Origin of the sequence: Mesonia aestuariivivens (assembly GCF_019311235.1) — a bacterium.
Taxonomy (GTDB): Bacteria; Bacteroidota; Bacteroidia; order Flavobacteriales; family Flavobacteriaceae; genus Mesonia; species Mesonia aestuariivivens.
This window is the reverse complement of record NZ_JAHWDF010000013.1, coordinates 1-11833: the sequence shown is the minus strand read 5'-3', so window position 1 is coordinate 11833 and position 11833 is coordinate 1. Positions and strand designations below refer to the sequence as shown.

9 protein-coding genes and 2 tRNA genes are annotated in these 11833 nt (G+C 35.2%); 4 read left to right on the top strand and 7 right to left on the bottom strand.

Annotated elements, in window-relative coordinates:
• Window positions 1-200 precede the first annotated feature (200 nt).
• The 5 genes from KW502_RS11790 to lpdA form a co-directional block, all read right to left on the bottom strand.
• Window positions 201-2243: a protein-disulfide reductase DsbD family protein gene (locus KW502_RS11790; protein WP_219040761.1), complete on the bottom strand. Its 2043-nt coding sequence runs from the start codon at window positions 2241-2243 to the stop codon at window positions 201-203.
• Window positions 2233-3549, bottom strand: coding sequence for a tRNA lysidine(34) synthetase TilS (gene tilS, locus KW502_RS11785; RefSeq protein ID WP_219040760.1), 1317 nt, complete (start codon window positions 3547-3549; stop codon window positions 2233-2235). Before tilS ends, KW502_RS11790 begins: the two co-directional genes overlap by 11 nt.
• A gap of 108 nt (window positions 3550-3657) precedes the next feature.
• Window positions 3658-4950, bottom strand: a complete 1293-nt coding sequence (pabB, locus tag KW502_RS11780) for an aminodeoxychorismate synthase component I (RefSeq protein ID WP_219040759.1) — start codon at window positions 4948-4950, stop codon at window positions 3658-3660.
• A gap of 128 nt (window positions 4951-5078) precedes the next feature.
• Window positions 5079-5621, bottom strand: a complete 543-nt coding sequence (locus tag KW502_RS11775) for an NADPH-dependent FMN reductase (RefSeq protein ID WP_219040758.1) — start codon at window positions 5619-5621, stop codon at window positions 5079-5081.
• Between the two features lie 72 nt (window positions 5622-5693).
• A complete protein-coding gene (lpdA, locus tag KW502_RS11770) occupies window positions 5694-7094 on the bottom strand; it encodes a dihydrolipoyl dehydrogenase (protein WP_219040757.1) in 1401 nt (466 codons plus the stop codon).
• A 235-nt stretch (window positions 7095-7329) separates the two neighbouring features.
• Between lpdA and nhaC the strand changes: the two genes are divergently transcribed.
• The 3 genes from nhaC to KW502_RS11755 all read left to right on the top strand — a co-directional run bounded on the left by nhaC (window position 7330) and on the right by KW502_RS11755 (window position 9777).
• Window positions 7330-8820 carry a Na+/H+ antiporter NhaC gene (gene nhaC, locus KW502_RS11765; protein ID WP_219040756.1) on the top strand — a complete coding sequence of 497 codons (1491 nt, stop codon included), beginning with the start codon at window positions 7330-7332 and terminating at the stop codon, window positions 8818-8820.
• Window positions 8821-8894: 74 nt separating this feature from the next.
• Window positions 8895-9611: a bacillithiol biosynthesis deacetylase BshB1 gene (gene bshB1, locus KW502_RS11760; RefSeq protein WP_219040755.1), complete on the top strand. Its 717-nt coding sequence runs from the start codon at window positions 8895-8897 to the stop codon at window positions 9609-9611.
• Between the two features lie 90 nt (window positions 9612-9701).
• Window positions 9702-9777, top strand: a tRNA-His gene (locus tag KW502_RS11755).
• A gap of 267 nt (window positions 9778-10044) precedes the next feature.
• Here the strand turns inward: KW502_RS11755 and KW502_RS11750 are convergent.
• Complete coding sequence (locus KW502_RS11750) at window positions 10045-11049, bottom strand: M28 family metallopeptidase (RefSeq protein ID WP_439651407.1); 1005 nt, start codon at window positions 11047-11049, stop codon at window positions 10045-10047.
• 157 nt (window positions 11050-11206) lie between these two features.
• On the opposite strand from KW502_RS11750, the gene KW502_RS11745 reads away from it, so the two are divergent.
• Window positions 11207-11291: transfer RNA gene (locus KW502_RS11745), tRNA-Ser, on the top strand.
• Between the two features lie 209 nt (window positions 11292-11500).
• Here KW502_RS11745 and KW502_RS11740 read toward each other — a convergent pair.
• Entirely contained in the window at window positions 11501-11758 is a 258-nt protein-coding gene (locus KW502_RS11740) for a hypothetical protein (protein WP_219040753.1), read from the bottom strand.
• Between the last annotated feature and the right edge of the window lie 75 nt (window positions 11759-11833).

Below are 11833 nucleotides of genomic sequence, written 5' to 3'. Positions count from 1 at the left end.
TACAACCCATTGGTAATTTTTAACTATGCGGTCACCGAAAATAAAAAAGATTACTTAACTAACTATCATAAAACATTACAGGCTCACCAAACGAGTGAACCTGTAGAAATATTTATACCGACAGTAAGCAATTCTATATGTAGATGAGCTAAGTTTTGAAATTAACAGTCAATCTACTTAACCTTGCGATCACCTGTAAATTATTCTTTATAATTGGTGATTCCTTTTTGCAACCAAGCCGAGTACGCTTCAACGTCTGGCGTATAGCCTACCGGCTCGTTTAAACGTTCCTCCTCATTATTCAACATAATATAATAAGGTTGTGCATTGGCTCCATATTTTCGTATTTGAAAATCACTCCATTTATTACCAACGGTGCGTATTCGTTTTCCGGTGGTTTCGCTAGTATACTGTTCATTTTCTGGTAAGTTCTTTTTTGAATCTACATAAAGAGAGATTAATACCATTTCATTTTTCAGTTTACTTAATACTTGTGGTTCACTCCACACACGCTCTTCCATTTTCCTACAATTAATACAAGCATAACCTGTAAAATCTAATAAAACCGGAAGGTTTTTTGCTTTGGCATAAGCCATACCTTGGTCGTAATCTTCAAAAGTAATAATATCTTGTGCGCCCAGTTTTGCGTGTTCTGGGAAATCTTTCATAGAAGTAGTAGCACCTCCACTAGCTTTAGAGTAACCCACACCGTAAGGAGCTTCACTATAATTCATAGGCGGTGCAAAACCACTAATAATTTTTAAAGGTGCTCCCCAAAGTCCCGGAATTAAATAAATAGTAAAAATTAATATCACCAAACCTAGACTTAATCTCCCAACAGAAATATGTGGAAGCTCAGAATCATGAGGTAATTTAATTTTTCCGAAGAGATAAAAAGCAAGAGTTCCGAATATTGCAATCCAAATGGCTAAGAAAATTTCACGCTCTAATACGTGAGCTTGTAGTACTAAATCTGCATTCGATAAAAATTTGAAAGCTAAGGCTAATTCTAAAAATCCTAAAAATACTTTCACGGTATTTAACCAACCTCCTGAACGTGGTAAGGTATTCATCCAAGCAGGAAACAAAGCGAATAACCCAAACGGTATTGCTATCGCTAAAGAAAAACCAAACATCCCGATAATAGGTGCTATTCCTCCTTTAGAAGCCGCCTGTACCAATAGCGTACCCACAATTGGTCCTGTACAGCTAAATGAAACAATAGCTAAAGCTAACGCCATAAAGAAAATACCCACAATACCACCACGATCTGCCTGTCGATCTACTTTGTTAGCCCATGAATTTGGTAACATTATTTCGAATGCTCCTAAAAAAGAGGCAGCAAAAATGATTAATAAAATAAAAAAGATGATATTAAAAGTGACATTGGTAGAAAGTGCATTTAAAGCGTCGGCTCCAAAAATTCCTACGACTAGCGTCCCTAACAACACATAAATTACGACAATAAAAAAACCATACAATAGCGCATTTTTAATTCCTTTACTTCTGGTTTTACTTTGTTTGGTAAAAAAACCTACAGTCATTGGAATCATAGGAAAAACACAAGGCGTAAGTAAAGCTAAGAAACCTGAGAAAAATGCTAAAAAGAAAATCGTTAAGGTACTTTTATCTTCATCATCATCAATATTGGTAACTATTGCTTCACCAGACTGTTTTACTTGACTCATATCTGATACTCCTTCTTCTGTTGAAGATTTAGCTGAAGTATTCCCATAGGCTTGAAATTCATCATAATTTTGAAGAAACTTTACTTTATCTTTTTTGAGATCAAAAACAACGTAGTATTCTTCACCAATACAGCTTTCTTTACAAACCTGATATTTTAGCTCCATTTTTACCACAGCAACATTATCATTGGTAAGCTTTATTTCTTGTGTAAAATTCGCTTTGTTTTCAAAATAGACTTCATTTACGCCAAAAATCTCACTAAATTGTGTTTCAGATTCACTTTCAACAGTTTTTCCTACGAGCTCATAGTCTTTCCCTGCATCTAAATAATTAAACCATAAAGGTAGCGGTCCGCCTTCTGGGGTATCTTGAGAATATACGTGCCAATGCTCTTCAATTTCTGCTTCTAATAAAAGTTGGTAGGTATTAGCTGAAGTTTCCTTAATGCTACCACTCCACTCTACGGGATTAATCACTTCTTGTGAAGTTCCAAATTGAGCATTTACAGAAGTAATAAATAAGGTAAGAAATAGGAATAATAAATTATTTCTCATGAGTAATATTTAGTTTAAGTATCGTTGTTGTATGGGGTTCTACTTTAAAGCGTTGATCGATTCTATAACCTACAACCCAGGCTATTTTTTCATCTGAAATTAACACCCAAGTATTTTCTTTTTCAAGAGGTGAAAGCTTTTCATCTTTTAGAAAGTCGCTTAACTTCTTGGTTCCTTTCATTCCAAAAGGAATAAAACGATCTCCTGCTTGCCATTTTCTTAAGGTTAAAGGGTATTTTATTTTTTGCGCAGAAAGATAAGCAATGTTTTGACCAAAGCCATTCATTTGAGATACATTTTCTATAGAAATTTGCTTGTGATCCCACTGAATATGAGCTTGTTCGTTTTCAATCGTTATGATTTGATCTTTAGTTTTTTCAATCGCACTCAAAATCAATACTTCACGATCTTTCACCAATTGATGAGTTTTTGAAAACACTTTTTTACCGGTTTGAGCAGCTAGTAAATCGTAAACATCATTCCACTCCGTAAATCCAAAAGACTGTAGCAATTGAAACAAAACGGCTTTGGTATGCGGAGTTTCTTTTACATCTTTCACATTTAAAAAATACTTGCCATTAATTTCTTTCACTAAGCGGCTAAATAAAATCGTCGTATAATCTTCTAATAAACTGGCAGTGTCTTTTAGATATTGTTGAGTTTGCTGAAAACTTTGCAAGAATTTTGGATTTTCTTCAGTTAATTGCGGAATTACATGATGTCTTATCTTATTGCGTACATATTTATCTGAAGCGTTTGAGCTATCTTCTCTCCAAGAAATCTCATTTTGCTTGGCAAATGCTTCAATCTGATTTCGACTAAAAACTAATAACGGACGCACAATTTTATCATTCCGCTCAGGAATACCGGTGAGACCATTTATTCCTGTCCCTCTAATCGTATTTATCAAATAGGTTTCTAAACTATCATTGGCGTGGTGAGCGGTTAAAATATAATCGAAATTATTTACTGCTGCCAGCTCATAAAACCACGAATAGCGCAGTTCTCTTGCCGCTAGTTGGGTAGAAAGCTGATGATCTTTCGCGTAAGCTTCGGTTTGAAAGGCTTGTGTAAAAACTTCTACTTCTAATTGTTTAGCTAAATTTTTAACAAAAACTTCATCTTGATTACTTTCTTCACCACGAAGATGAAAATTACAATGCGCCAAGCTAAAGTTAATCCCTATTTGTTTACATAAATGGGCTAAAACCACACTATCAATCCCGCCACTAATGGTAAGCAAAGATTTTCCATGGGTTATATCTGGAAATTTAAGATTGATATGTTGTTGAAATTCTTGAAGCATAGAAGTACCAAATATAGCAAGTTCTTAGCGATAATTGGTTAAACTTAATTAGAGGTATATAAATTGAATTGTCCTGAAAGTATGTTGCCATTTCATGACAATTTAATTTTACAATACCCGATGCATAGCTGCAGCTTTCGTAAGGCATTCTTCGTATTCTTTTTCAGGATCAGATTGAGCGGTAATCGCACTACCTACAGAAAAAGAAAGATATTTATTACTTGAATTATACAAAATACTACGAATAATGACATTAAAATCGAAATCGCCTTGCGGACTAAAATAGCCGACGCAACCACTGTATAAACCTCGTTTGGTCACTTCAAGCTCCTCGATAATTTTCATGGCAGAAATTTTTGGGGCTCCAGTCATACTTCCCATAGGAAAAGTAGAACGAATCACTTCTACTGGTGATATTCCATTAGCTATTTCCGCAGAAATCGTTGATATTAATTGATGTACCTGCTCAAAGCTATATAACTGACAAAGTTCTTCTACTTGAACACTTCCTTTTTTTGCCGTTTTTGATAAATCGTTTCGCACCAAATCGACAATCATTATATTTTCTGAAATTTCTTTGGGATCATTCCGTAATTTTTGTTTCAACGCTTCATCTTCTTCTACATTCGGTAAGCGTTTTGCGGTGCCTTTAATGGGTTGCGAGATCACTTTGCTCCCTGTTTTTTTTAAATAACGTTCAGGGCTGGCAGAAAGCAAATAAAAATCTTCTAACTTTAAAAAAGCCGCAAAAGGAGCTTTAGAAATTTTATTTAATTCGAAATAAGTCTCTAGCGGCAGCAGTGCGTAATTTTCAGCATAAAATTCTTGGCAAAAATTAGCTTCATAAATATCGCCTCGATGAAGGTAAGCTAACATTTTCTCTACGCGATTTACGTATTCTTCTTGGGTTAATCGTGACTGTACAGAAGCTGAATTTTGTACTGATTGCTCATTAACTTCATTAGAGGAAACCTTTAAAATCTCATCCCAATCGGTTTCTATTTCATCATCGACCATATCGAGGTAATGCATTTCTACCTCCTCATTTTTCAACAAGAATATTTTTTTAGGCTGAAAAAAATAAAGATCAGAAAAGGCTAGACCGTCATCATTTTTAGAACTTAATGGCTCTACATCATTTTTTAAATCATAACTTAAATAGCCAAAAATCCAGTCTTTTGTTTTCTGTTGGTATTCAGCTAATTGATCAAAGGCTTGAGAATAATCGGTTTTTAAAGCCGTAAACGCTTCCACAGCTAAAACAGCCTCATATTCAACGCTAGAAAATTCATAACTATTAGAATCTAACCAAACTACTTCTTCAAACTGGTTTGCCCAAGAAAGCAGTTGTTTTTTTAAATCTGTATTTACTGAAAATGAGATTTTTTTACAAGTTCGCATAAATAGGGTTTGATTGTGGTTAGCAGTTAGCAGTTAGCAGTTAGCAGTTAGCAGTTAGCAGTTAGCAGTTAGCAAAAAAAGGTTATTTTTTAATGACAAAATAAATTAGTTAAAAATTATTCTGTATTTCAATCTTCTAATTCTTGTTCAAAATTAGAAAGCACATCATTTAAGCCCAACAGTAAAATTTCATCGGTAATTTTTTGTTGTTCCACATCAAAATTTTGAGGAAATGATGGCAAGCTAAAACTCTCGACCACCTCAGCTCCAAACCTAGGAAGCACTTCTTTGTAATAGGCCAAAGCGGAAGCTCCTCCTCTACCTCCAGGAGCTGTACTCATAAGCAATACTTTTTTTCCTGCTAAAAATTTGAGTTCAACGCGTGACAGCCAGTCGGTGATATTTTTAAAGAAAACAGATGGTCCGCTATTGTGTTCATTTACAGAAATCACCAGCGCATCTACTTCACTAATCAACATGTTAACTACTTGCACATCGGCTGGAATGCCTTTTTCATGCTCATAGTCTGAACCATAGATGGGAAAATTGTAATTGGTAAGTTCTAGAAATTTAACTTCGTGGTTTTCAATTCTACTAATCACATAATGCAATAGCATTTTATTGATTGATTTTTTACCGTTAGAACCGGCAAGTGCAAGTATCTTTTTCATAGAAGTTTAAAATTAAAAACCCCACGAATGTATGATATCGTGAGGTTTATAAGCATATAATTTTTTAATTTATTAGATATGTAAAGCTCTATCTTCTGTAGCGGCTAAAGCGGCTTCTTTAACAGCTTCAGAATAAGTTGGATGTGCGTGACTCATACGAGCAATATCTTCTGCACTGGCTCTAAATTCCATTGCAGTTACCGCTTCAGAAATTAAATCTGCTGCACGTGCTCCTACGATGTGTACACCAAGTACCTCATCGGTTTCTTTATCTGATAAGATTTTCACAAAACCATCGGTATCTCCACTTGCACGAGAACGACCTAAAGCTCTCATCGGGAATTGCCCGCTCTTATATTCAACTTTATCTTCTTTTAATTGCTCTTCGGTTTTTCCAACAGAGGCAACTTCTGGCCAAGTATAAACCACCCCTGGAATTAGGTTGTAATCGATATGTGGTTTTTGACCGGCAATCGTTTCTGCAACAAACACCCCTTCTTCTTCCGCTTTATGGGCTAACATTGCTCCTTTAACCACATCACCAATTGCATAGATATTATCGGCAGAAGTTTTTAAATGTTTATCAACTTCTATTTGACCTCTATCATTCATTTTCACTCCAGCAGCATCGGTATTCAAACCTTTTGTAAATGGTCTTCTCCCGACAGAAACCAAACAGTAATCTCCTTTAAATTCTATTTCTTTATCCTTCTTGTCGGTTGCTTTAATCACCACTTCGTCACCAGTATTTTCTACAGAAGTAACTTTATGAGAAACGGCAAATTTAACTTTTTGCTTTTTCATCACTTTAGTTAATTCTTTACTTTGGGCTTTATCCATCGTTGGGATAATACGGTCCATATATTCGACTACGGTCACTTCAGCGCCTAATCTTTTATAAACTTGGCCAAGCTCTAAACCAATCACTCCACCACCAATAATCACTAAGTGTTTAGGGACTTCTTTAAGTTTTAAAGCTTCTGTTGAAGTGATAATTCTTTCTTTATCTATATCGATAAATGGAAGACTTGCAGGTTTACTACCCGTAGCTATTATGGTATGTTTAGCTTCGATAGTTGTATTGTCTTTACCTTCTATTTTAATGTGGGTGTTATCTTCAAATGATCCTACACCTTCGTAAGTATCAATTTTATTTTTATCCATTAAAAAATCAATCCCTTTGGTGGTTTGATCGACCACAGAAGCTTTACGCTCCATCATTTTTTCTAGGTTCAATTTTACATCACCAGTAAGTTCGATACCGTGTTCTTCAAAATGCTTAATGGCATCTTCATAATGATGAGAAGAGTCTAATAAAGCTTTTGATGGGATACAGCCTACATTAAGACATGTACCTCCTTTGGTAGAATATTTTTCTATGATTGCGGTTTTCATCCCTAGTTGCGCGCAACGAATAGCGGCTACGTAACCTCCGGGACCAGAACCAATGACTGCAACGTCGTAAGTGCTCATAATTTAGTTTTATTGATTTTTAAAACGATAACAAAAATACGATAAGTAATTCAATCAACAAGATTTAGAGCATAAAAACCTATTTAGTATTTATAGAAGTCTTGCGTAGTTTCTTTTTAACCTTACTTAATTCACTTTTATTATTTTGAAGTTTTAGCTATACTTTTCTTGCGCTTCACTATTAAAAATTGTAAAATTACGAATTGAACCAATTTATTACAGCAATATATAGCCTATGGATAGCCAATCTACAGATCCAAATAATCAAAAAGTTATTGAGAATAACATTACTATTATTCAAGCCTTAATACCGGTTTTTGCATTGGTAGGAATGTTAGCCTATAATGTATACGTATTTGGAGATACGGCACTCGATGGTTCTAATCAATTTATTTTAATTATCGGAGCGGCAATTGCAGCAATTGTAGGTCATTTTAATAAAATTACTTACGCTTCTATGGTAGAAGAGGTTGCCCAGAACATCAAATCTACGAGTGGACCTATTTTAATCTTGTTAATGGTAGGGGCGCTAGCAGGAACTTGGCTAGTGAGTGGTATTATCCCAACCATGATTTACTATGGACTACAAATTTTAAATCCAACAATATTTTTAGCGGCTTGTGTGGTAATATGCTCGGTTATCTCTATTGCTACCGGAAGTAGTTGGACCACCTCGGCAACCGTAGGGATTGCGCTTATAGGTATTGCTAACGCTTTAGGAATTCCGTTAGGGATGACGGCAGGTGCCATCTTATCTGGTGCTTATTTTGGCGATAAACTCTCGCCACTAAGCGACACGACCAACCTTGCTCCAGCAATGGCAGGAACTGATTTATTTACACATATTAGATACATGCTTTACACCACCGTGCCTACTATTATTGTCACTATTGTGGTGTTTATTATTATTGGTTTAAATATTGAAACTACAGGAGCTGCAGATACCGATACCATTTTAAAATCTATAGAAGATTCTTTTTACATTACCCCATGGTTGTTTACAGTACCAGTTATCGTTATCTTTTTAATTATTAGAAAAACTCCACCTTTAATTGCACTTCTATTAGGTACACTTTTAGGAGCTATATTTGCTTTAATTTTTCAACCCGAAATTATTGCCGCATTGGGTGACAGCACCCAACTTTCTTTTTATTCTGGCTATAAAGGAATTTTAAACGCTATTACGGTAGATACGGCCATAGAAACAACTAACGAATCTTTAAACGATTTGTTCTCTTCTGGCGGGATGAGCGGAATGCTAGGAACCATTTGGTTAATTATCTGTGCGATGGTTTTTGGAGGAATTATGGATGCCATTGGTGCCTTATCTAGAATTAGCAAGGCCTTATTAAATCTATTTCATTCTACCTTCGGATTGTTTAGCAGTACAGTGATTAGCTGTTTGGCATTAAATGCTACGGCATCAGATCAATATTTAGCCATTGTAGTACCTGGTAAAATGTTTGCCAAAGCATATCAAGATAAAGGCTTGGCTCCTGAAAATTTAAGTAGAACCCTAGAAGATTCTGGTACAGTAACTTCTGTATTAATTCCTTGGAACACTTGTGGCGCCTATCATAGTGGAGTTTTAGGCGTTCCTGTGGCTAGCTATTTTATGTATGCCATCTTTAATTATTTGAGTCCGTTTACCACTTTATTATTTGCCGCATTTCATATCAAAATTAGACAGTTAACTCAAAAACAACCTAAAGCTGCTCAACTTTAAGATATCAATAAGAAACATATCATGTTGGTTTCATTTCTAGTTTATATCTTTGCGATTGAGATAAAATAATAGAAATGAAATTAGATATACTTGCCATTGGCGCTCATCCCGATGATGTAGAATTGAGTTGCGGTGGCACCCTAGCCAAAGAAATTGCCAACGGGAAAAAAGTAGGAATTTTAGACTTAACCCGCGGTGAATTAGGAACACGTGGTTCTGCAGAGATTAGAGATCAAGAAGCACAAGAGGCTGCAGTTATTTTAGGCGTAGCCATGCGAAAGAATTTAGCTTTTAGTGATGCTTTTTTTATTAATAATACCGCCCATCAATTAGAGATCATTAAAGTGATTAGAAAATACCGCCCAGAAATAGTATTCTGCAATGCTATTGATGATCGGCACATCGATCACCCAAAAGGAAGTAAACTGGCAAGTGATGCCTGCTTTTTAAGCGGATTAAGAAAAATTGAAACGTACTGTGATGAAAATAAACAATATGCTTGGCGACCTAAACTGGTTTATCACTACATTCAATGGAAAGAAATACAACCGGATATCTCTGTCGATATAACCGGATTTATGGATAAGAAAATAGAGGCAGTGAATGCTTATCGTTCTCAGTTTTTTGATCCTGATAGTAAAGAGCCTACTACTCCTATCGCTAGCGTTAATTTTTTAGATAGTGTTACCTATCGCGCTCGCAATTTAGGAAGGCTAATTAATAAAGATTACGCCGAAGGCTTTACCGTAGAACGTTGTGCTGCAGTAGATTCTATATTTGATTTAATTTAATTGAAAAAATATTTTGCAGAATTGAAGATTTACATTAAATTTGCATCCGCAATTGCTAGACATTTGTTTAGTAATTGTTTTAAAACAAATGGTGGTTGTAGCTCAGCTGGTTAGAGCGCCTGATTGTGGTTCAGGAGGTCGTCGGTTCGAAACCGATCTTCCACCCTTTTTCAAGTCCTTACTTTATGGTAAGGACTTTTTTTTTGCTTTTATCTTTTTTACCACTGAAGCTAAATTCTAAATCTTTTTTACTTAATAATTAGCCTTTCTCTTTTTTTGTGAGGTCTAAATTGTTGAATTTTTCGACCAGGGATAGCAGTGAAAATCCCACAATGCAGCGCTAGCGAAATGAGGAATTGTAACGAATAGTCCGATATTATAAAAAAAGCAGCTCTTTCAAGCTGCTTTTTTTATAATAGGACGCCAACTACTATTAATTAACTTTATCAATGACTAAACGTTCATCACGGTTAGCAACTTCCCATGCGGTATAAAAAATAAGTTGTGCCCGACGTGCCATTAAATCGTATTCAATTTTATCTGGAGTATCTGTAATTTGATGATAATCTGAGTGTGTACCATTAAAATAAAAAATGACTGGAATATTATGTTTAGCAAAATTGTAATGATCACTGCGGTAATAAAAACGGTTAGGGTCATTCTCATCATTATAGGTATAATCTAAATCAAATTGCGTGTATTTGCTATTCATTTCTTCTGAAAGTTCGTGTAAATCTGTACTGAGTTTATCGCTACCGATTAAATAAATATAATTAGGGTCATCTTCGTGTTTGGGATCTATACGACCAATCATATCTGTATTTAGATCGGTTACCGTATTTTTTAGCGGAAAAATAGGATTCTTAGTATAGTAGTCTGAGCCTAATAAGCCTTTTTCTTCTCCCGTCACGTGCAAGAACAAAATAGAGCGTCTAGGTTGGTAGCCATCTTTTTGCGCTTCTTTAAAAGCTTCAGCTATTTCTAAAACGGCAACGGTACCAGAACCATCATCATCTGCGCCATTAAACACATTTCCTTCGGCATCTATTCCTACATGATCGTAATGTGCAGAAACTACCACAACTTCATCTGGAAACTCGCTACCTTCAATATAAGCGACCACATTTTCTGAATCGTTATATTTATTATGAAAAAAACTAGAAGGAATGTGCTGAAAATAATTAGCTCCGCCTAAGGGTGAAGCGATCTCCATTTCTATATAATTATTTTTTAAGTAATTGGCGGCTTTTTTTTGACCAGGTTTCCCAGTATCTCTTCCTTGAAAATCATCAGATGCAAAAGTGTATAAATGATCTTTTAATTCAGAAGCGGTAATTGTACTAGCATATTCTTCTGGATTGACTTCTTTAATTGATTTTTTTGGGGTTTTACATGAAATAGCTATCGTTAAAACCGATAGACATAAAATTTTTTTAATCATTTTTTAGGGCTTAATTATTTGGTTGCCAAGTTATCAAAAAATGTGGAGACCACAGGAAAGGAAAATGAGAAAAAAAATCTTAAAATTTATTTTTGAGAATTGAAAAAAGGTCTTATATTTGCCACCGCATTCGGGCAATACCCGAAGACACTCAGGAGAAATGGCAGAGTGGTCGAATGCGGCAGTCTTGAAAACTGTTGAGGGTCACACCTCCGGGGGTTCGAATCCCTCTTTCTCCGCTAAAAAGCCCTGTATCGCAATGATAACGGGGCTTTTCGTTTTTAGGAAAATAGTAAGAAGTAAGTAAAGCTATTTTATGGATCATCCCTCAAAAGTTAGGGTTTAGGCAAAAATTCTAAGCAATTGCTTCACGATAGATTCTACCTTTGTTTCTACTATAATGGCAACGAGAGCAGCTTTCTTCCCCTTAACTTATTCTTTTTCTACATTATTTCTCTTCTTTGACCTGCTTTTTTAATGTTTTCTTCAAATTTTCAGGATAGTGTATACTATCAAAATCATCTTCAAGTACGGTCATTATTTGTTGAAATTTATAGTTATCACCATCAGGCATTAATTCAATCACCATCTCTAAGACCAAACGTATGCTCTCATCCCTACTTTTATTACTCAGCATTTTGGTGTAGAAATCTCGGATCAAGTCTAAAATCTGGGTTTTTACGATTTTAAGAATATAATGGATCAAGTCTAAAATCTGGGTTTTTACGATTTTAAGAATATAATTTAATCAATCGATATAAGAAGTATTCGGTATTCCTCA